16 protein-coding genes are annotated in these 20,047 nt (G+C 71.4%); 11 read left to right on the top strand and 5 right to left on the bottom strand.

Features of this window, described 5'->3' with window-relative positions:
- Positions 1-123: 123 nt before the first annotated feature.
- The 8 genes from LGR69_RS25420 to LGR69_RS25385 all read left to right on the top strand — a co-directional run bounded on the left by LGR69_RS25420 (position 124) and on the right by LGR69_RS25385 (position 13,258).
- A complete protein-coding gene (locus tag LGR69_RS25420) occupies positions 124-1,128 on the top strand; it encodes an AAA family ATPase (RefSeq protein WP_039902257.1) in 1,005 nt (334 codons plus the stop codon).
- 2 nt (positions 1,129-1,130) lie between these two features.
- A complete protein-coding gene (locus tag LGR69_RS25415) occupies positions 1,131-2,042 on the top strand; it encodes a DUF58 domain-containing protein (RefSeq protein ID WP_230367752.1) in 912 nt (303 codons plus the stop codon).
- Between the two features lie 7 nt (positions 2,043-2,049).
- On the top strand, positions 2,050-4,869 hold the full coding sequence (locus LGR69_RS25410) for a DUF4159 domain-containing protein (RefSeq protein WP_230367751.1): 2,820 nt from the start codon (positions 2,050-2,052) through the stop codon (positions 4,867-4,869).
- Positions 4,870-5,080: 211 nt separating this feature from the next.
- The gene (locus LGR69_RS25405; RefSeq protein ID WP_230367750.1) at positions 5,081-7,165 is read left to right on the top strand and encodes a hypothetical protein; all 2,085 of its coding nucleotides are present in this window, start codon (positions 5,081-5,083) and stop codon (positions 7,163-7,165) included.
- Between the two features lie 263 nt (positions 7,166-7,428).
- On the top strand, positions 7,429-9,330 hold the full coding sequence (locus tag LGR69_RS25400) for an extracellular solute-binding protein (protein ID WP_370881401.1): 1,902 nt from the start codon (positions 7,429-7,431) through the stop codon (positions 9,328-9,330).
- Positions 9,327-11,180, top strand: coding sequence for an extracellular solute-binding protein (locus LGR69_RS25395; RefSeq protein WP_230367749.1), 1,854 nt, complete (start codon positions 9,327-9,329; stop codon positions 11,178-11,180). Before LGR69_RS25400 ends, LGR69_RS25395 begins: the two co-directional genes overlap by 4 nt.
- Before the next feature lie 4 nt (positions 11,181-11,184).
- Complete coding sequence (locus tag LGR69_RS25390; RefSeq protein WP_230367748.1) at positions 11,185-12,288, top strand: microcin C ABC transporter permease YejB; 1,104 nt, start codon at positions 11,185-11,187, stop codon at positions 12,286-12,288.
- A gap of 433 nt (positions 12,289-12,721) precedes the next feature.
- Positions 12,722-13,258, top strand: a complete 537-nt coding sequence (locus LGR69_RS25385; RefSeq protein WP_230367747.1) for a DUF2059 domain-containing protein — start codon at positions 12,722-12,724, stop codon at positions 13,256-13,258.
- Positions 13,259-13,296: 38 nt separating this feature from the next.
- Here the strand turns inward: LGR69_RS25385 and LGR69_RS25380 are convergent, their stop codons facing one another.
- Positions 13,297-14,085, bottom strand: coding sequence for a helix-turn-helix domain-containing protein (locus tag LGR69_RS25380; RefSeq protein WP_230367746.1), 789 nt, complete (start codon positions 14,083-14,085; stop codon positions 13,297-13,299).
- 62 nt (positions 14,086-14,147) lie between these two features.
- On the opposite strand from LGR69_RS25380, the gene LGR69_RS25375 reads away from it, so the two are divergent.
- Positions 14,148-15,344, top strand: coding sequence for an MFS transporter (locus LGR69_RS25375; protein ID WP_007559523.1), 1,197 nt, complete (start codon positions 14,148-14,150; stop codon positions 15,342-15,344).
- 65 nt (positions 15,345-15,409) lie between these two features.
- Complete coding sequence (locus tag LGR69_RS25370; protein ID WP_230367745.1) at positions 15,410-15,913, top strand: GNAT family N-acetyltransferase; 504 nt, start codon at positions 15,410-15,412, stop codon at positions 15,911-15,913.
- A gap of 16 nt (positions 15,914-15,929) precedes the next feature.
- Here the strand turns inward: LGR69_RS25370 and LGR69_RS25365 are convergent, their stop codons facing one another.
- Both LGR69_RS25365 and LGR69_RS25360 read right to left on the bottom strand, forming a co-directional pair.
- Positions 15,930-16,658: a Crp/Fnr family transcriptional regulator gene (locus tag LGR69_RS25365; RefSeq protein ID WP_230367744.1), complete on the bottom strand. Its 729-nt coding sequence runs from the start codon at positions 16,656-16,658 to the stop codon at positions 15,930-15,932.
- A gap of 199 nt (positions 16,659-16,857) precedes the next feature.
- Entirely contained in the window at positions 16,858-17,112 is a 255-nt protein-coding gene (locus LGR69_RS25360) for a hypothetical protein (RefSeq protein WP_122162149.1), read from the bottom strand.
- 172 nt (positions 17,113-17,284) lie between these two features.
- On the opposite strand from LGR69_RS25360, the gene LGR69_RS25355 reads away from it, so the two are divergent.
- Complete coding sequence (locus LGR69_RS25355; RefSeq protein ID WP_230367743.1) at positions 17,285-17,494, top strand: hypothetical protein; 210 nt, start codon at positions 17,285-17,287, stop codon at positions 17,492-17,494.
- Between the two features lie 87 nt (positions 17,495-17,581).
- Here the strand turns inward: LGR69_RS25355 and LGR69_RS25350 are convergent, their stop codons facing one another.
- Together LGR69_RS25350 and LGR69_RS25345 are read right to left on the bottom strand one after the other, a co-directional pair.
- Entirely contained in the window at positions 17,582-18,799 is a 1,218-nt protein-coding gene (locus LGR69_RS25350) for a multidrug effflux MFS transporter (RefSeq protein ID WP_230367742.1), read from the bottom strand.
- A 58-nt stretch (positions 18,800-18,857) separates the two neighbouring features.
- The gene (locus tag LGR69_RS25345) at positions 18,858-19,832 is read right to left on the bottom strand and encodes a c-type cytochrome (protein ID WP_091858465.1); all 975 of its coding nucleotides are present in this window, start codon (positions 19,830-19,832) and stop codon (positions 18,858-18,860) included.
- Positions 19,833-20,047 lie beyond the last annotated feature (215 nt).

Genomic DNA, 20,047 nt, shown 5'->3' with positions numbered 1-20,047 from the left:
GGGTTCCGGGCGTCGAAACCGCGTGCGGCGATCCCGACCTTGCCAGCCCGGTGCGAACGGCCCCACATTGGCCGGATGACCGACGGGGTTCTCCGGAGCCCCGGACAGGAGACGGACAACCGCATGACGCAGGCGATCAGCCCGGCCACCAGCCTCGACGACGGCATCGTGGCGACCGCGGAGACCTGCCTCGCCGCGGTGGGTCAGGCGCGCGACGCGATCCACGGGGTGATCTTCGGGCAGGAGAAGGTCGTCGACCTCGCCCTGGTGACGATCCTGGCGGGCGGCCACGGCCTGCTCGTCGGCCTGCCGGGGCTTGCCAAGACCAAGCTCGTGGAGACGCTGGGCACCGTGCTCGGCCTCGACGCGCGGCGCGTGCAGTTCACCCCGGACCTGATGCCCTCCGACATCCTCGGCACCGAGATCCTCGAGGAGGATGCCGAGCGCCGCCGGGCGTTCCGCTTCGTGCAGGGGCCGGTCTTCACCCAGCTGCTGATGGCCGACGAGATCAACCGGGCGAGCCCGCGCACGCAATCGGCTCTGCTCCAGGCGATGCAGGAGGGCCACGTCTCGGTGGCCGGCGCCCGCCACGACCTGCCGCGGCCGTTCCACGTGCTCGCCACCCAGAACCCGATCGAGCAGGAGGGCACCTATCCCCTGCCCGAGGCCCAGCTCGACCGCTTCCTGCTCGAGATCGACGTCGGCTATCCCGACCGCGCCGCCGAGCGCCGGATCCTGATCGAGACCACCGGCGTCGACGAGGTGCGCCCGCACGCGGTGATGTCCACCGAACAGCTGCTCACCGCCCAGCGCCTGGTGCGCCGGCTGCCCGTGGGCGAGGCCGTGGTTGAGGCAATCCTCGACCTCGTGCGCGCCGCCCGGCCCGACGGCGGCGATCCGTTGGTCAAGGACAAGCTGCTCTGGGGTCCCGGCCCGCGCGCCAGCCAGGCGCTGACGCTCGCCGCCCGCGCCCGGGCGCTGATCGAGGGCCGGGTCGCGCCTTCCGTGGCCGACGTGAAGGCCCTGGCCGAGCCGGTGCTCAAGCACCGGATGGCGCTCAGCTACACCGCCCGCGCCGACGGCGAGACCATCGAGGGCCTGATCGGCAAGCTCGCGGAGAAGCTTTAGCCTTGGTCGGGACACACGCCCTCGGCTCCGAACGGCGCACGCCCGGCAGGCGCGAGAGCGAGGGCGCGACCGCCCTATCCGAAAAAATGCCCCGCCTCGTCCTGGAGGCGCGGCGGGTTTCGAGCCTGCTGGCCCATGGCCTGCACGGCCGGCGCCGGGCCGGGCCGGGCGAGAGTTTCTGGCAGTTCCGCCCCTTCGTCACCGGCGAGGCCGCCGCGCGGGTCGACTGGCGCCGCTCCGCCCGGGACGACCGGCTCTACGTGCGCGAGCGCGAATGGGAGGCCGCCCACAACATCTGGCTCTGGATCGACCGCTCCGCCTCGATGGGGTTCGCGTCGGACCTGGCCTCGGCCTCCAAGGTCGAGCGGGCCCTGGTCCTCGGGCTGGCGCTCGCCGATGCCTTCGTCGAGGGCGGCGAGCGGGTCGGGCTCCTGGGTCTCACCCGGGCCACCGCCTCGCGGGGCATCGTCGAGCGGATGATCCAGGCGCTGGTCGCCGACAAGGCCGGATTGGCGCAGGACCTGCCGCCCCGGGCGAGCCCGGCCCGGTTCGACGAGGTGGTGCTGATCGGCGACTTCCTCGCCGATCCCGACCGGATCGCGACCGCCGTGCAAAGCCTCGCCGGGCGGGGCAGCCGCGGCCATCTGCTGATGGTGGTCGATCCGATCGAGGAGACCTTCCCGTTCACAGGCCAGGCCGTGCTGCACGACCTCGAAGGCGGGCTCAGCCTCGACATCGGCGATGCCGGCGCCTGGGGCGACCGCTACCGCGCCCGCATCGCCGAGCACCGCGCCGCCTTGCAGGGAATCGCCCGCCAGCAGGGCTGGACGCTCACCATCCACCGCACCGACCGCCCGGCGAGCGAGGCGGCCCTGCGGCTCGCCACGCTGATCGCCGCGCGCGGCCCGGAGTGAGGCCGCCATGCTAGGTCTGACCTTCGCGGCGCCCCTGGCGCTCGCCGCCCTGATCGGCTTGCCGGCCCTGTGGTTCCTGCTGCGGGTGACCCCGCCGCGCCCGCGCCGGATCGCGTTTCCGCCGCTCAAGCTCGTCGCCGACCTGATCCCGCAGCGGCAGACGCCGGCGCGCACCCCGCCCTGGCTGCTGCTCCTGCGCCTGCTGATCGCCGCCGCCCTGATCCTCGCCGTGGCCGGCCCGGTCTGGAACCCCGGCGGCGTCGGGGCCGGCGGCGGGCGCAGCGCGCTCCTCGTCCTCCTAGACAACGGCTTCCCGGCCGCCCACGATTGGCGCGACCGGCTGCGGGTCGCCACCGACGCGATCGAGGGCGCGGCCCGGGACGGACGGCCCGTGGCGGTGATCGGCCTCGCCGAGCCGGCCGCGGCCTTCGAGGCGAAGACCCCGGCCGCCGCCCTGGAGCGCCTGCGCGCCCTGGCACCGCGCCCGATCGTGCCGACCCGCGACGCGCATCTGGCCAGCATCGGCGCGTTCCTGGAGAAGAACCGCGGCGCCGGCCTCGTCTGGATCAGCGACGGCGTCGCTGGCGCCAGCGACGAGCGCTTCGCCAAGGGCCTGGCCGACCTTGTCGGCGGCAGCGGCGCCGCCCTGACCGTGCTGCGCGCCGACAGGCCGCCGGCCCTGGCGCTGACCGCCACCGAGTCCGGCGGCACCCTCACGACCCGGGCGCAGCGGGCGGCGCCCAATGGGCGCGACACCGGTGTGATCCGGGCCCTCGACCAGAAGGGCCTGCCGCTCGCCGAGCGCGATTTCGCCTTCGCGGGCGACGCCACCGAGGCCACGGCCGCCTTCGAGATGCCCGTGGAGCTGCGCAACAGCATCAGCCGCCTGGAGATCGCGGGCGAGCGCTCGGCCGGGGCCGTGGTGCTCCAGGACGAGCGCGGCAAGCGCCGCCGGGTCGGCCTCGTCTTCGGCGGCACCCTCGACCAGGCCCAGCCCCTGCTGGCGCCGACCTATTACCTCGCCCGGGCGCTCCAGCCCTTCGCGGACGTGCAGGAGGCGCGCGGCGCCAAGGGGACGGCGGAGTCGATCAACCAGCTCCTCGACAACCAGGTCTCGGTGCTGGTGCTGGCCGATGTCGGCGCGCTGGACGAGCGGACCACCGCCCGGGTCGAGAGTTTCGTGAAGGCCGGCGGCATGCTGCTGCGCTTCGCCGGGCCGCGGCTCGCCGCCGGCAACGACCCGCTGGTGCCGGTCCGCCTGCGCCGGGGCAACCGGACGCTGGGCGGCACCCTGTCCTGGGACAGCCCCAAGACCCTGGCACCGTTCCCGCCCGAGAGCCCCTTCGCCGGCCTGACCCCGCCGGCCGATATTGGCGTGCGCCGCCAGATCCTGGCCGAGCCGGACGGCGATCTACCGAATCGGACCTGGGCCTCCCTGCAGGACGGCACGCCGATCGTCACCGCGCAGAAGCGCGGCCAGGGCACGCTGGTGCTGTTCCACGTCACCGCAGACACGACCTGGTCGAACCTGCCGCTCTCGGGCCTGTTCATCGACATGCTCCGGCGCGTCGTCGGACTGGCCGGGACTTCGGCGCCGCCCGCGGGCGAGGCCAATCGCGCATCCGCCGTGGTGCTCGCCCCCCGGGCGACGCTGGACGGGTTCGGCGCCCTCGGCTCGCCCCCCGCCTCCGCCACCGCGGTGGCGGCCGACTATGCCGACCGGGGGAATGCCGAGCACCCGCCGGGCTTCTACGGGCCGGCCGATGGCGGCATCAGCGTCAACGCCCTGAAGCCCGACGACCGCCTGAAACCCCTCGACACCGCGGCGCTCGAGGGCGCCCGGATCGGAAGCCTCGCCGGAGCCGAGACCCTGGACCTGCGCCCGACCCTGTTCACCCTGGCGCTGCTGCTGCTCGCCCTCGACACCCTGGCGGGCCTGTGGCTCGGCGGCTTCTTGCGCCGATCCGCCTGGGCGAGCCGCCTGCGCGGACGCCCGGCGGCGCTGGCCGTCGCGGGCCTCCTGCTGTTCGCCGCCCTGCCGGCGCAGCCCCTGCGCGCCGAGGAGCCCGCGCCCAACCGGCCGAACGGCATCGAATCGGCCCTGGTCACACGGCTTGCCTACGTGATCACCGGCGACGCCGCCGTGGACGAGGCCAGCCGGACCGGGCTGACCGGCCTGACCCAGATGCTCGCCTCGCGCACCGCCCTCGAACCGGGCGAGCCCGCCGGGATCGACCCGGCCAAGGACGAGCTCGCCTTTTACCCGCTGATCTACTGGCCGATCGCGCCGTCCCGGCCCCAGCCCTCGGAGACGGCGATCCGCAAGATCGACGCGTTCATGCGCAACGGCGGCACGGTCCTGTTCGACACCCGCGACGCGCTCACCGCCCGCCCGGGCGGCCCGCCCTCCCCCGAGGCGGCCTACCTGCGCAAGATGCTGGCGACCCTCGAAGTGCCGGAGCTGGAGCCGGTGCCCCTGGACCACGTGCTGACCAAGGCCTTCTACCTGGTCGACAGCTTCCCCGGCCGCTACGCCACGGGGCAGACCTGGGTCGAGGCCCTGCCCCCCGCCGCGGAGGGCGCCGAGCGCCGCCCGGCCCGGGCCGGCGACGGCGTCAGCCCGATCATCATCACCGGCAACGACCTCGCCGCCGCCTGGGCGGTGGGCCGCCGGGGCGAGCCGCTCTACCCGGTGGTCGGCGGCGACCAGCGCCAGCGCGAGATGGCCTTCCGGGGCGGCGTGAACATCGTGATCTACACGCTGACCGGAAACTACAAGGCGGACCAGGTCCACGTGCCCGCGCTGCTGGAGCGGCTGGGACAGTGATAGGCATCGACACGTTTCCCGGGCAACGCTTGCTCCCAACAGATCCCCTCATCCTGAGGTGCGGCCGCGCAGCGGGCGCCTCGAAGGAGCCCTCCGGCCGGCTCGGCGATCCCTGGAGCCCTCCTTCGAGGCCGCTGACGCGGCACCTCAGGATGAGGGGGTTTGATGGGCTGACGGCCACCCGCACGCGCATCTTGGAGGCTTGCACGCCATGCTGAGCCTCAGCTTCACCCCCCTCCTCCCCTGGCCGGTCCTGGCCGCCCTCGGGCTGATCGTTGTCGTCCTGGCTCTGCTCGCCTTCGTGGCCCGGGGCCGGACGGCGCTGCTGCGCGCCCTGGTGCTCGCCCTGGTTCTGGCGGCCCTCGCCAACCCCGCTCTGGTGCGCGAGGATCGCGAGCCCGTGAAGGACATCGCGGCGATCGTGGTCGATCGCTCCGGCTCGCAGGCGCTCGGCGACCGGCCGCAGATGACCGACGCGGTGCGGGCCGAGCTGCAGCGCCGCTTCGGCGCGCTCACCAATATCGAGCCGCGCTTCATCGACGTGCCCGACGCCAAGGACGGCGACGACGGCACCAAGCTGTTCACGGCGCTGGGCCAGGCGTTGGCCGACGTGCCGCCCGAGCGGCTCGCCGGCATCGTGATGCTCACCGACGGCGTGGTCCACGACATCCCGGCCGCGATGGCCCAGCTCGGCATCAAGGCGCCGCTCCACGTCCTGGTCACCGGCCATCCGGACGAGCGCGACCGGCAGATCAAGCTCCTGGAGGCGCCCCGCTTCGGCATCGTCGGCAAGGATCTCACGATCCGCGCCGAGGTGATGGAGCGCGGCGGCACCGGCCACGCCGTCGTCACCATCCGCCGTGACGGCGAGGAGATCGGCCGGCGCGACGTGGCCACCGACAAGCCGTTCGCGCTGACCACCCGGATCGAGCATGGCGGCCCGAACGTCGTCGAGATCGAGGTCGAGCCGCTGCCGGGCGAGCTCACCACGGTCAACAACCGCGCGGTGCTGCCGATCGAGGGCATCCGCGAGAAGCTGCGGGTGCTGCTGGTCTCCGGCGAGCCGCACCAGGGCGAGCGGACCTGGCGCAACCTCCTGAAGTCCGACGCCAACGTCGACCTCGTGCATTTCACCATCCTGCGCCCGCCCGAGAAGCAGGACGGCACGCCGATCTCCGAATTGTCGCTGATCGCGTTCCCGACCCGCGAGCTGTTCGTCCAGAAGATCAAGGACTTCGATCTGATCATCTTCGACCGCTACGCCAACCAGAGCGTGCTGCCGCAGGCCTATTTCGACAACATCGTCCGTTACGTCCGCGAGGGCGGGGCGCTGCTCGTCGCCGCCGGCCCCGAATATGCCGGGCCGGCGAGCCTCGCCCGCACGCGGCTGGCCGGCATCCTGCCGGGCGACCCGGACGGGCGCGTGGTCGAGCGTCCCTACAAGGCGACGCCGACCCAGGTGGGCCAGCGCCACCCGGTCACCCGCGACCTGCCGGGCTCGGACGCCAACCCGCCCGCCTGGGGCGACTGGCTGCGCATCGTCCAGGCCCGCACCCGGCCCGGCATCCAGCCGATCCTGTCCGGCGCGGAAGGGCTGCCGCTGCTCGCCCTGTCCCGGGAGGACAAAGGCCGCGTCGCGCTGCTCCTGTCCGACCATGCCTGGCTCTGGGCGCGGGGCTACCAGGAGGGCGGCCCCTATCTCGATCTGCTGCGCCGCCTGGCGCACTGGCTGATGAAGGAGCCGGCCCTCGAGGAGGAGGCCCTGCGCGCGCAGACCACCGGCCGCGGCCGGGAGGTCCGGGTCGAGCGCCAGACCATGGCCGAGCAGGTCGAGCCGGTCACCGTCACCGGCCCGACCGGCAAGGTGACGACGCTCACCCTCAAGCCCGGCGAGCCCGGCCTGTTCACCGCCACCTTCGACGCGGAGACCCTCGGGCTGCACACCCTGCGCTCGGGCAACCTCGTGGCCTTCGTCAGCGTCGGCCCGGCCAATCCGCGCGAGCTCGCCGACGTGTTCAGCGACACCGAGCGCCTGAAGGCGGTGGCGGAGGGCTCCGGCGGCTCGATCCGCCGGGTCGCGGATGCCGGCGGCACCACCCAGGTGCCGCGCCTCGCCACCGTGCGCAGCGGCCGGCTGGCCGGCGGCGACTGGATCGGTTTCCGCCCGAGCGACAGCGCCAACATCCGCGGCGTCGAGGTCTACCCGCTGGCGCTGGGCCTCGCCGCCCTGGCGGCCCTCGCGGCGGCCGTGCTCGCCATGTGGCTGGTCGAGGGACGCCGCGGGCGTGCGGCTTGAGTTTTTCCGAGTTGGGGGGCTCGGCGAGGAGCGTTCTGGGCTCACCCGCATCCAACAGCCGCGACGCTTTCCCTCCTCCTCCGCGGGGGAGGGAATGGCGCGGATCCGGCCCGCTTCAAGAAGCCCCGTGCCGGGCGTCACGCCGCGTTCGCGCACCGACCGGCAACATGTGACCTCGACGCCCGGGCCACGCCCGGCCTAAGACCCTTCGGACACCCCAATGCCCGCACCGTACGGTGCGCCGACATGGAGATAGCCTGCCTGTGACTGGACGCCTCCTCGCCGCCACGCTCTGCATCGCCTGCCTCCAGTTCGCCCCCGCCCGCGCGCAGGAACCGGCCGCGAGCGCGGCCGCCACGGAGGCGACGATCCCGGCTGCCACCGGCCAGTGGACCCACGCCATCACGTTGATGGGCGAGCCGAAATACGGCCCGGGCTTCAAGCATTTCGACTATGCCGACCCGGCCGCGCCCAAGGGCGGCCTCGTCCGGCTGGGCATGCAGGGCGGGTTCGACAACTTCAACATGATCGTCTCCGGCCTGAAGGGCGATCTCGAGGGCGGCGTGCTGCAGCTCTACGATACGCTCATGACCGAATCCTCGGACGAGCCGTTCACCTCCTACGGCCTGCTGGCCGAGGCGGTGCGGGTCGCCCCCGATCTCGGCTCGGTGTCGTACCGCCTGCGCGAGAATGCCCGCTGGCATGACGGGAAGCCGATCACCCCCGAGGACGTGGTCTGGTCCTACGGCGTGCTGAAGGCCAACAGCCCGTTCTACGCCGCCTATTACCAGACCGTCGCCAAGGCCGAGGCGACCGGGCCGCACGAGGTGACCTTCACGTTCAGCGAGAAGGGCAACCGCGAGCTGCCGCAGGTGATCGGCCAGCTGCGGGTGCTGCCCAAGCACTGGTGGGAGGGCAAGGACGCCAGCGGCAAGCCGCGCAACCCCACCGAGACCACCCTGGAGCCGCCGCTCGGCTCCGGCCCCTATCGGTTGGCCAAGTTCGAGCCCGGCCGCAGCGTCACCTACACCCGCGTGCCGGATTATTGGGGCAAGGATCTGCCGGTGAATGTCGGGCGCTACAACTTCGACACCGAGCGCCACGAGTATTTTCGCGATGGCACCGTGCTGGTCGAGGCGCTGAAGGGCGACCTCTACGACTTCCGGTCCGAGAACATCGCCCGCAACTGGGCGACCGCCTACGACGACTTCCCGGCCGTGAAGGAGGGACGCCTGATCAAGGAGGCGTTCCCGGAGCGCGGCATGGGCATCATGCAGGCCTTCGCGTTCAACACCCGCCGGGACAAGTTCAAGGATCCGCGGGTGCGCCGGGCCTTCAACCTGGCGCTAAACTTCGAGGAGATGAACAAGAACCTGTTCTACGGCCTCTACAAGCGGATCGACTCCTACTTCTTCGGCTCGGAACTGGCCTCCTCGGGCCTGCCGGAGGGCCAGGAGAAGGCGATCCTGGAGAGCGTCAAGGACAAGATCCCGGCCTCGGTCTTCACTACGCCCTACGCCAACCCGGTCAACGACACCCCGGACGCCGTGCGCAAGAACCTGCGCGAGGCCGTGGGGCTGCTGCGCGAAGCCGGCTACGAGCTGCGCGGCGGCAAGATGGTCAACAAGGCGACCGGCGAGCCCCTGACCGTCGAGTTCCTGGAATTCCAGAACGCCTTCGAACGGGTGATCCTGCCCTTCGCGGCGCAGCTGAAGCTCATCGGCATCGATGCCTCGATGCGGGTGATCGACGCCGCGCAGTACCAGAACCGGATCCGCGACTTCGACTTCGACATCACCACCAACGGCTGGGGCGAGTCGCTCTCGCCGGGCAACGAGCAGCGGGAATTCTGGGGCTCGGCGGCGGCCGACAAGCCGGGCTCGCGCAACCTGATCGGGATCAAGGATCCCGGCATCGACGCCCTGATCGACAAGGTCATCTACGCCCATGACCGGGCCGGCGTGATCGCCGCCACCAAGGCCCTCGACCGGGTGCTGCTCGCCCACGAATACGTTGTGCCGCAATGGTCGGCGAGCGAGCAGCGGACCCTGCGCTGGAACCGGTTCGGCCACCCCGCCGTGCTGCCGCGCTATGCCGGCTCCGGCTTCCCGACGACCTGGTGGTACGACGCGACGCGCGCCGCCAACACCGGAGCCCCGCGGTGACCGGCCGGCCCTGGCGGCCGAGCCGGCGCGGCCTCGTCCTCGGCGCCGGCGCCCTCGCGGCGATCCGTCCCGCCCGGGCCGCCGGCGAGGAACGCCACGGCCTGTCGAGCTTCGGCGAGCTGAAATACGGCCCCGGCTTCGAGCATTTCGACTACGTGAACCCGATCGCCCCGAAGGGCGGCCGGTTCTCGACCCAGCTCGCCAGCACGACCGGCAACCAGGCGCTCAACACCTTCAACACGCTGAACATCTACGTGCTGCGGGGCGACGGCGCGGCCGGGCTGGACCTGACCTTCGACAGCCTGATGGTCCGGGCGCTGGACGAGCCGGATTCGGTCTACGGGCTGGTGGCGCGCGCCGTGACGGTGAGCCCGGACGGCTTGACCTACACCTTCGCGCTGCGCCCGCAGGCCCGCTTCCACGACGGCTCGCGGCTGACCGCCCGGGACGCCGCCTTCAGCCTCAAGATCCTGCGCGACAAGGGCCATCCCTCGATCTCCGAGGTGATCCGGCCGATGACCGACGCCCGGGCCGAGGGCGACGATACCCTGGTCGTCACCTTCGCGGAGGGCCGAGCCCGCGACCTGCCGCTGTTCGTGGCCCAGTTGCCGATCTTCTCCGCGTCCTACTACGCCAACCGCGACTTCGAGGCCGCGAGCCTCGAGGCGCCGCTCGGCTCCGGGCCCTACCAGGTCGGCGCGGTCGATCCCGGCCGCTCGATCGGGCTCGACCGGGTGCCGGATTACTGGGCGGCCGAGCTCGCCGTGACGGTCGGGCAGAACAATTTCGACGCCATCCGCTACGAGTACTTTCGCGACCGCACCGTGGCCTTCGAGGCGTTCAAGAGCGGCGCCTTCACGTTCCGCGAGGAATTCACCGCCCGGGTCTGGGCCACCGGCTACGACTTCCCCGCCGCCACCGAGGGGCGCGTCATCCGCCAGACCGTGCCGGATGCGCGACCGAGCGGCACCCAGGGCTGGTGGATCAACACCCGCCGCGAGCCGTTCCGCGACCCGCGCATCCGTGAGGCGATCGGCCTGTGCTTCGACTTCGAATGGTCGAACCGCAACCTGATGTACGGCGCCTACACCCGCACCGCCTCGTTCTTCGAGAATTCCGACCTCAAGGCCACCGGCAAGCCCTCGGCCGAGGAGCTGGCCCTGCTGGAGCCGTTCAAGGACCTGCCGCCGGAGGTGTTCGGCGAGGCCTGGATGCCCCCGGTCTCGGACGGGTCCGGCCAGGACCGGGCGCTGCTCAAGCGTGCGGACGCGCTGCTGCGCGAGGCCGGCTGCACCCGCCAGGGCGGCGGCCTCCTGCTGCCGGGGGGCAAGCCCCTTTCCATCGAGTTCCTGGACGACGACCCGGTCTTCCAGGCGGTGACCCAGCCGTTCATCCGCAATCTCGGCCTGCTCGGGATCAAGGCGAGCCACCGAACCGTCGACCCGTCGCAGTACCAGGCCCGGGTCAACGATTTCGACTTCGACGTCACATCGCGCCGCTTCTCCGGCGGCGTCACCCCGGGCACGGAGCTGCGCGAGCTCTACGGCTCCAAGGCGGCCGCCACCCCGGGCTCCAACAACCTCTCGGGCGTGGCCGACCCGGCCATCGACGCCCTGCTCACTGCCATCGCGGATGCCCGGTCCCGCGCCGCGCTGACCACAGCCTGCCAGGCCCTCGACCGGGTGCTGCGGGCCCGGCGCCTCTGGGTGCCGATGTGGTATTCCGGCGCCCACCGCCTTGCCCTGTGGGACATCTACGGCCGGCCCGCCAACCCGCCGAAATACGACCTCGGCGCCCCCGGTACCTGGTGGTACGAGGCCGACAAGGCCAAGCGGATCGGGCGGGACTGAGACGATGCTCGGCTACATCCTGCGCCGCACCGGCCTGATGATCCCGACCCTGTTCGGGATCATGCTGATCACCTTCACGATCGTGCAATTCGCCCCCGGCGGCCCGGTGGAGCGGGTGCTGTCGCAGATGAAGGGTCAGGGCGACGGCACCCTGTCGCGGGTCACCGGCGGGGGCGGCGACCTCGGCGGCGGCGGCCGGGCGGCAGGCGGCGGCGAGGGCAATTCCCGCTACCGCGGCGCGCAGGGGCTGAGCCCCGACTTCATCGCCAAGCTGGAGAAGCAATTCGGCTTCGACAAGCCGGCCCCGGAGCGCTTCGCCAAGATGCTCTGGGACTACGTGCGGTTCGATTTCGGCCGGAGCTATTTCCGCGACGTCACGGTCATCCAGCTGATCAAGGAGCGCCTGCCGGTCTCGATCTCGCTCGGCCTGTGGATGACGCTCCTCTCCTACGCGATCTCGATCCCGCTCGGCATCCGCAAGGCCGTCAAGGACGGCGAGCGCTTCGACCGCTGGACCTCCTTCGTGGTGATCATCGGCTACGCGATCCCGGGCTTCATGTTCGGGCTGATGCTGATCATCCTGTTCGCTGGCGGCTCGTTCTACCAGTGGTTCCCGCTGCGCGGCCTGACCAGCGAGGGCTGGGAGACCTTCTCCACCTGGCACAAGCTCACCGACTACGCCTGGCACCTGGCGCTGCCGCTCACCGCCCTGGTGATCGGCGCCTTCGCGACCTCGACCCTGCTCACCAAGAACTCGTTCCTCGACGAGATCCGCAAGCAATACGTCCTGACCGCCCGGATGAAGGGCCTGTCCGAGCGCCGCGTGCTCTACGGCCACGTCTTCCGCAACGCCATGCTGATCGTGATCGCGGGCTTCCCCGGTGCGTTCATCTCGGCCTTCTTCACCGGTTCGCTGCTGATCGAGACGATCTTCTCCCTGGACGGCCTCGGCGAGTTGTCCTTCCGGGCGATCGTCGGCCGCGACTACCCGGTGGTGTTCGCGACCCTCTACATTTTCTCCCTGCTCGGGCTGGCAGTGAACCTGCTCTCGGACCTGATCTACGTCTGGATCGACCCGCGGATCGACTTTTCCGCGCGGGCGACGTGACGGCCGGACGCGTCCGGTTCTCGCCTGGGGCTTGCAACAGGTGGAAGCTCCCACTCCACGGACATCCGGATCGCCGGCTCATCCTGCGGGGATGGGTGAGACCTCTCTGCTCTGCGGGGAGACCTGCCCGGTCAGCGACCACGACTGCACTCGGACGCGCGACATCCACCCCGGCATCCCGGGCTTCGCTTCGCGGCCGCGGGATGAGTGGGTTGTTGTCCGAGCGGTCCCTGCGAAGAACCTGCGCCGTCGCGCGAGCGGAACAATCCGCTGCCCCCATTCGGAGCCCGCGCCCAGGACCCTGCCCGGGCAGGTCCGGGTCGACCGATTGTCACCGCGCGGACCCCACCGTCATTGATCCCGTTCACGATTGCGATAGCACTGCGCGGGCCGTGCAACGCGGAATCGTGCGGCGATCGTGATCGGAGCACCCATGCGTCTCTCGACCCTCCTCGTCGGCCTCTGTCTCGGAACCGCGCTGCCCGGCGCCGTGCTGGCGCAGGCGCCCCAGAAACCCGCGCCGGCCGCCGCCCCGGATCCGGCCCTGCTGAAGGTCGCCCGGGAGACGGTCGCGCAGATGCAGGGGGATCGCGCCGCCACGCTCGGCTCTATGGCGGCCCCGATGGTCGGCATGATGCAGCAGATCGGCATCAAGGAGCCCGAGAAGGCGCAGGTCCTGGTCCAGGAGGTCGTGATGCCGACCCTGTCCGAGCATTACGACGAGCTTCTCGACATCCAGGCGCGCGGCTTCGCCACGATCCTCGGCAAGGACGACCTGCAGGCGATCGCGGCGTTCTACGCCACGCCCACCGGCAAGCGCCTCGCAGCCGCCCAGCCGCAGCTCGCCCAGATCCAGCTGGCCGGCATGCAGCAATGGATGCAGGCGGTGGCGCCCGAGATGCAGGCCAAGATCGTCAAGGCGGTCCAGGCCCATGGCTGGGGTCCGGGCGGCCAAGCCAAGCCGAAGTGACCGGCTGATCCGGTTCGACGGAGAACCGCGCGGGCGGCCTACGGCGGTCCACCGCCGCCCAGCACCCGCGCCACCGTGCTCCGCAAAGCCTGCGCGCTCCGGTAGCCCACCGCCGCCGCCACGGCGCCGGGCGGGCGGCCCTCGGCGGCGAGCGCGAGCGCCCGGATCACCCGGGCCCGCGCCCGCCAATCGCCGAAGCTGAGCCCGGTCTCGGTGCGGAACCGGCGGGTCAGCGTGCGCCGGCTCGCCCCGGCGCGGTCGGCCCAGGCATCGAGATCCTCCGCGGCGGCGGGATCCGCGATCAGGCCGAGGCAGACCCGGCGCAGGCGGGCATCCCGCGGCGGCGGCAGGGTGAGCGGCGTCTCGGGGGCGCGGCCGATCTCGTCGAGCACCAGGGCGGCGAGGTGGCCGCCGCGGCCGGCCTCGTCGTACAGAACCGGCTCCTCCGCGAGGGCGGTCAGGGCCGAGGACAGGAGCGGCGAGGCCGCGATCACCCGGCAGGAGGCCGGAAACGCCGCCACGGCGGCGGGGTCGAGATAGGCCGTGCACAGGGCCACCGGCCCATGGGTCACCGTGGCATGCGGCAGGCGTGGCGGGATCCAGAGGGCGTGCCCCTCCGGCACGACCCAGGTGCCGTCCTCGGCCGAAGCGCTCATCAGCCCGGCCGTCGCGTAGAGAAGCTGCGCCCGGACATGAAAATGCAGGCCGGTGCCGCTCCCGGCCGGCAGCGGCTTGCGCACGACCGCGACCGGCCGCGGCACATGCTGATAATCGGCCGCGGCGGTCGACCGCGGCGCCACCACCGATTTTGGCCCGTTCGCATACATATCCGGCCCGACGTCTCCATCGGGCCAGAGTATCAGGGGGCGATCCCGGAGGATAGGTCGCGATGGATTCCGAAACCCTCTCCCGACGCACGCTGCGCTTCGTCAATGTCGCGCACGCCCTCGACCATTTCGTGCTGCTGATCTACCCGACCGCGGTGATCGCCATCGCGGCCCAGACCGGGCTCGGCTACGGCGAGCTGATCGGGCTGGCCACCGGCGCCTTCGTGGCCTTCGGCCTGTGCTCGCTGCCGATGGGCTGGCTGGCGGACCGGTTCGGCCGGCGCAACATGCTGGCGGTGTTCTTCCTCGGCTACGGCCTCTCCTGCCTGGGGGTGGCGAGCGCCACGACGCCGCTGAGCTTCGCGCTCTGGCTGTGCGTGCTCGGCCTCGCCTCGGCGATCTACCACCCGGTCGGCTCGACCATGCTGGTGACCCACGCGCGCCGGCTCGGCCGCGACCTCGGGGTCAACGGTGTCTGGGGCAATCTCGGCGCCGCCTCCGCCTCGGGGGTGACCGCGCTGCTGGCCGCCAATGTCGGGTGGCGCGCCGCCTTCGTGGTCCCGGGCCTCGTCTGCCTCGCCTGCGGCGCCGCCTTCCTGGCGCTGGTCCCGGGCGACGGCGAGGCCGGCGGCAAGAAGGCCGGGGGCGCGGCCGCGATCGCGGTGAGCCGACCCTGGATGCTGATGGGTCTCTACGCCCTGGCGATCTTCGCCGGCGGCGTCACCTTCAACCTCACGACGATCAGCCTGCCCAAGGTGATCGACGAGGGCGTCGGCCAGGCGCTGCCGCTGACGCTGATCGGCTCGCTCGCGACCGTGGTCTTCCTGTTCGGCGCGCTGATGCAGCTCGCCATGGGCCGGCTGATCGACCGGTTCAGCCTGCCGTCCCTGTTCGTGACCCTGTCGGTGCTGCAGCCGCTGGGCCTCGGGATCGCGGCGCTCACCACCGGCCTGCCGCTGCTCGTCGGGCTGATGCTAGCCATGACGGCGATCTACGGACAGGTGGTGATCAACGACGCGATGATCGCCCGCTACGTGCCCCCGGCCTACCGGGCCCGGGCCTACAGCGTGCGCTACTTCGTCGGCTTCACCGCCAGCGGCTTCGTGGTCCCGGCCATCGCGGTGCTGCATGATCGCGGCGGCTTCGCGCTGGTGCTCGGCATCGCGGCCGCCTGCGGCGCGGTGATCTGGCTCTCGGCGCTCGGCTTCCTGAAGGTGACGCAGGGCGGCCCCAGGGCCGAGCTGGCGGCGGCGGAATAGGCCGGCGGTTTGCCGCCCCGGGCCTCCGCTGCTACGCGGCCACGGTTCCGAGCCGTGAGCCCGCCGTGACCACACTCTCCCTCGTCATCCGGCCCGAGCGGCCGGAGGACGCCCCCGCGATCGACCGGCTCCAGGCCCGCGCCTTCGGCCCCGGACGCTTCGCCCGCACCGCCTACCGGTTGCGCGAGGGCGCGGCCGAGCGGATGGATCTCGGGGTCACCGCCTCGGTCGGCAGCTTTCTGGTGGGCTCGGTGCGGATGGGGCCGGTGCGGGCCGGACCGTCGGCCTTCGTCATGCTCGGGCCGCTGGCGGTGGATCCGAGCTTCGCCGGACGCGGCATCGGCGGCACCCTGACCCGCGCGGCGCTCGAGGCCGCCCGGCAGGCGGGCGAGGGCCTGGTGATCCTGGTGGGTGACGCGCCCTATTACACCCGGTTCGGATTCGCTCCGGTCCCGCCCGGCCGCCTGACCCTGCCGGGACCGGTAAATCCCGCCCGGCTGCTGTGGCTGGAGCTGCGGACTGGGTTCTGCGCGGGCGTGTCGGGCCTGGTCGAGGCGGTGCGCGCCTGAAGCTCCGCGCCGCGTGCTAGGCCTGCGGCTCGGCGCGTCCCTCGATCAGGCGCGCATATTCGGCCTCCGCCACGCCGTAGCTGTCCCCGGCATAGTCGAGCAGCCCATCGCGATCGGTGATCTCGACGCTGCCGCGGCGCTTGCGCACCGAGCCGGCCATCTCCAGGCTTCGCAACGCCGCCGTCACGCCCGGCCGCTCGACGCCCAGCATGAACGACATGAAATCCTGCGTGACCGTGATCTGGTCGCCATCGACGCGGTCGTGGCACATCAGCAACCACCGGGCGAGGCGGGTCGCGGTGTTGCCCCGGGCGTTGACGAAGGCCGTCTGGGCGGTCTGGACGAATTGCGCCTGGATGAAGCGCTGCAGGAGCCGCCGCAGCGCCGGGCGCCGCTCCACCTCGGCCCGCAGCCGCGGCACGTCGATGCTCAGCATGTGCCCGGCCATCTGCACGAAGTGGGTGTGCGGGCTGCGATCGTCATCGAGCAGGATCGGGGCGGCACCGACCAGACCTTCCCGGCCGATCAGCCCGATCTCGACCCGGCCGCTGGGCGCATCGCTGGTGATCGAGACGAACCCGTCTTCCGGGAAATAGACCGTCTCGATCGTCGTGTGGGACGCGATCAGGACATGCCGCAGGCGCATCGCCTGGGCCCGCAAAGCCGGCTGCAGGACCGCGAAATCCTCCGGCGGGAGAGCCCGGAGGAGGCGGTTGCGGATATCGGCTTGCTGGAGGGGGGCCATGAGGGTCGCCTGTGGGGCAAGAGCACACGGCGTCCCTCAATCACCAGCGCCCGAACCATGGCCGGCGATGAAGAGAAAATGGTATTTGCCACGAAAACCGCAAGTGTTGCTCAAAAAACGCAAGAATATTACCGCCGACTGAAAACTGATCTCGATCAATACTACGCGTACCGGCGACGCCCGTTAGAGACTCCGCCGCCTATCGTTCGCGATGACCGTCGGACTGCGCCTTCAGGACTTCGCGGACGCAGGCGAACACCGTCTGGCGATCCTCGGGATTCCGGATCGCGAGCCACATCTGGAGAAGCTGAGCCGTCTGGCCGGTCGAAGGCCCGTCAGAAGCCGCGAAGAACAGATCCGTCGAACAGCCGAGCACCTCGGCGAGGTCTTGGAGCTTCCCCAGGGCCCGGGGGCTTGCGGCCGAACCCGGGATGGTGGGGGTCTTCATGTCCATCGCAGCGGCTCCATCGATAATTCGCCCCCACATCAACGATGAACAGCTCTTATCACCACAACATCGGTTGCAATACGGTAATAAAAATACAATTATTCGAGTGAAGGCGACCGGAATGTAAAATTTTTACAATCCGCAACCCGTCTTCGACATGTTAGACGTTGGATATGCAATGAGTCGGGCCACCGATCTGGATGCCGTGGCGGATGCGTGTATCGCCGCCTACGCCGTCATCGCCGATCACGGCACGCCGCAGATGAAGATGCTGATCCGGGTGCTGCTGCACATCGTCGGCCGGGAGATCGTGCAGGATCTGGAGCGAAGGGAGCGCGCGGACGACGGGACGCCCGAGGGTTCACCGGAACGCGACACGGGGGCCTGATCGTTTCGAGGCCCGGCCGGCCAAGGCCAGTTTACGCGACGCGACCGCGCAGGGCTCGGACCCGCGATCGGCCGCCACCCCAGACAGTCACGCCCGCCGCAGCGCCAGGGCGGCGATCAGCCCGGCGGTGAGCAGCGCCAGGGCCACGGGGGTCGCCGAGGTCGCGGGCCAGGCCGAGGCAGCGGCCGTGAACAGGGCCCCGAAGGTCATCTGCGTGAAGCCGTAGAGGCTGGAGGCCGAGCCCGCCGCATGCGGATCGACGTTCATCAACCCGGCCACCGCGTTGGGGCTCAGCAGGCCGACCCCGACCGCGTAGGCGAAGAGCGGCACGATCAGGCTGACGACGCCGAGCATCCCGGTCCGGTCGACCAGCAGCAGCGCCAGGGCGGACGCGATGCAGAGCAGGTTGCCGCGGCGCGCCGCCTTGCGGATCGGCACGCGGCTCGCGAGCCGGCTCGCCAGCACGGCACCCCCGACCATGCCGAACACCACGATCAGGCAATCGAACCCCACCTCCTGCGAGGAACGCCCGAGCCGGTCGACCAGCAGGAAGGGCGCCACCGCCAGGAAGGCGTAGAGGCTGGTGCCGCCGCAGGACCCGGCCACCAGGTAGGCGCGGAAGGCCGGGATCTTCACCAGCCGGAGATAGCCCGCCAGGATCGCCACGAAGCCCGGCAGCGCCACCTTGTGCCGGTTGGTCTCCGGCAGGGTGAACACCACCAGGGCACCCAGCAGGGCGACGATCCCGGCGAGCACCACGAAGACCGCGCGCCAGCCGAACACCTCGTTCACCACGCCGCCGATCGCCGGGGCCAGGGCGGGGGTGAGGGTCATGGCGGTGGTGAGGATCGCGAGCTTCTTGGCCGCGTCCTCCCGGGTGGAGACGTCGCGCACCATCGCCCGGCCGATCACCAGGGAGCCGCAGGCCCCGAGCGATTGCAGCACCCGCGCCACCAGCAGCACGCCGATGCTCTGGGCCGGAATCGCCAGCAGCAGCCCGGCCAGGTAGAGGCCGAGCCCGCCGATCAGGATCGGACGCCGCCCGAACCGGTCGGAGAGCGGGCCGTACAGGAGCTGGCCGCCCGCGAGCCCGATCAGGTAGACCGTGATGGTGAGCTGGGCGGCGGCCGTCGTGGTGCCGAGGTCGGCGGCGGCGGTGGCGAGCGCGGGCACGAAGATGTGCAGCGCCACCGTGCCGGTCATGGTCACGGCAACGAGCAGCGGCAGGGGCGCACGGCGCCCCTCCGGATCCAGACGTCGATCGGGCAAGCGGATTCCTTCGCGGTGTCTGACCCGGACGGACATCGGGTCGCGGACGCCTAAAGGCAAAGGCCGGGCCTGAGGCCCGGCCGGTGCGCCGCCGCTACTCCTTCGGCGTCGGCAGCGGCGCGTTCAGATCCTTGGTCGGGCCGTCGACCTCGAGGTTCTTGGCCCGGTCTACCGCCTCGGGATTGGCCTGGGCCGGCGGCTCCTTGGCGGCCGGGGCGGACGGGGCCGTCGGCTCGGCCGGGATCGCGCTCGACGGCGTGCCCTGCTGGTCGCCGTCATGGGCGCCCGCCGGCGGGGCCGGGGCGTTGCGGTCGCTTGATTCGCTCGGCGCACGCGGGCTGCCGGCGGATTTCTCCTCGACCGGCTTGGCCGTGTTGACGTCGGCGGGCTTGGCCGGGCTGTCCTTGCCCTCGGAGCCCTTGCCGGCGGCCGGCTTGGCGGCGGTGGGCTTGTCCTCGGCGGCGGGCGCGGGCGCAGGCTTGTCCTCGGGCTTGGCGGCCGCCGGAGCGGCCTCGGGCTTCGCCTCGGTCTTCTCCACGGCGGGCAGCGGCTTGGGGCTGTCGGCGTTCTTGTTCAGGTAGGCGATGACGTTGGCGCGCTCCTGCGGCGAGGCGATGCCGGCGAACGCCATCTTGGTGCCCGGGGCGTAGCCCTTCGGGCTGGCCAGGAAGGCGTCCAGGTCATCGTAGGTCCAGGTGCCGCCCTTGCCCTTCAGGGCCGCCGAATACTCGAAACCGGCATGGCCGCCCTTCGGGCGCTCGACCACGCCGTAGAGATCCGGGCCGACCTTGTTCGGGCCGCCCTTCTCGAAATTGTGGCAGGCCCGGCAGGCCTTGGTGCCGGCCTCGCCCTTCTCGACGTTGGCGCTGGCCAGCCGGACGGCGATCGGCTCGACCTTGGCCTCCGGGGTCGCGGCGGCGGTCTGCGGCTCCGGCTCGGGCAGGTCGTAGCCGGCTTTGCCCGCAGGTCTCGGATGGTAGATCAGCTCGGCGACGAAACCCGATCCAGCCGCGAACAACAGGGCACCGAGCACGGCACCAAGCACTTTGTTCACTTCGAACGAGTTCATGCTCTTCTCTCGATCTGCCCGTGCCGTCACAGGCAGACACGCCGGGACACAGGACCTTGGAAGATTTCAAGGGTGCTTAGCCGTTCCGGCACGATCTTGACAATGGTGGTGGGGGGATCCGTACCGTCGCGGGGCAAAACCCCCGTGCCAAATCGCCCAGCTTGTCACCCAGCGGCATCATTTTGCCGGATCGCGAGACGCGGAGCCCCGCCCGC

Origin of the sequence: Methylobacterium brachiatum (genome assembly GCF_020523825.1) — a bacterium.
Lineage (GTDB): Bacteria > Pseudomonadota > Alphaproteobacteria > Rhizobiales > Beijerinckiaceae > Methylobacterium > Methylobacterium brachiatum.
This window is presented reverse-complemented; position numbering and strand designations above follow the sequence as displayed.

What these genes read in the sequence shown, in the direction of transcription:
- LGR69_RS25360 (WP_122162149.1), bottom strand. Translation starts at nt 17,112, where the DNA reads ATGGACATGAAGACCCCCACCATCCCGGGTTCGGCCGCAAGCCCCCGG.
- LGR69_RS25380 (WP_230367746.1), bottom strand. Translation starts at nt 14,085, where the DNA reads ATGTATGCGAACGGGCCAAAATCGGTGGTGGCGCCGCGGTCGACCGCC.
- LGR69_RS25345 (WP_091858465.1), bottom strand. Translation starts at nt 19,832, where the DNA reads ATGAACTCGTTCGAAGTGAACAAAGTGCTTGGTGCCGTGCTCGGTGCC.
- LGR69_RS25365 (WP_230367744.1), bottom strand. Translation starts at nt 16,658, where the DNA reads ATGGCCCCCCTCCAGCAAGCCGATATCCGCAACCGCCTCCTCCGGGCT.
- LGR69_RS25410 (WP_230367751.1), top strand. Translation starts at nt 2,050, where the DNA reads ATGCTAGGTCTGACCTTCGCGGCGCCCCTGGCGCTCGCCGCCCTGATC.
- LGR69_RS25375 (WP_007559523.1), top strand. Translation starts at nt 14,148, where the DNA reads ATGGATTCCGAAACCCTCTCCCGACGCACGCTGCGCTTCGTCAATGTC.
- LGR69_RS25405 (WP_230367750.1), top strand. Translation starts at nt 5,081, where the DNA reads ATGCTGAGCCTCAGCTTCACCCCCCTCCTCCCCTGGCCGGTCCTGGCC.
- LGR69_RS25385 (WP_230367747.1), top strand. Translation starts at nt 12,722, where the DNA reads ATGCGTCTCTCGACCCTCCTCGTCGGCCTCTGTCTCGGAACCGCGCTG.
- LGR69_RS25390 (WP_230367748.1), top strand. Translation starts at nt 11,185, where the DNA reads ATGCTCGGCTACATCCTGCGCCGCACCGGCCTGATGATCCCGACCCTG.
- LGR69_RS25350 (WP_230367742.1), bottom strand. Translation starts at nt 18,799, where the DNA reads ATGTCCGTCCGGGTCAGACACCGCGAAGGAATCCGCTTGCCCGATCGA.
- LGR69_RS25420 (WP_039902257.1), top strand. Translation starts at nt 124, where the DNA reads ATGACGCAGGCGATCAGCCCGGCCACCAGCCTCGACGACGGCATCGTG.
- LGR69_RS25355 (WP_230367743.1), top strand. Translation starts at nt 17,285, where the DNA reads ATGAGTCGGGCCACCGATCTGGATGCCGTGGCGGATGCGTGTATCGCC.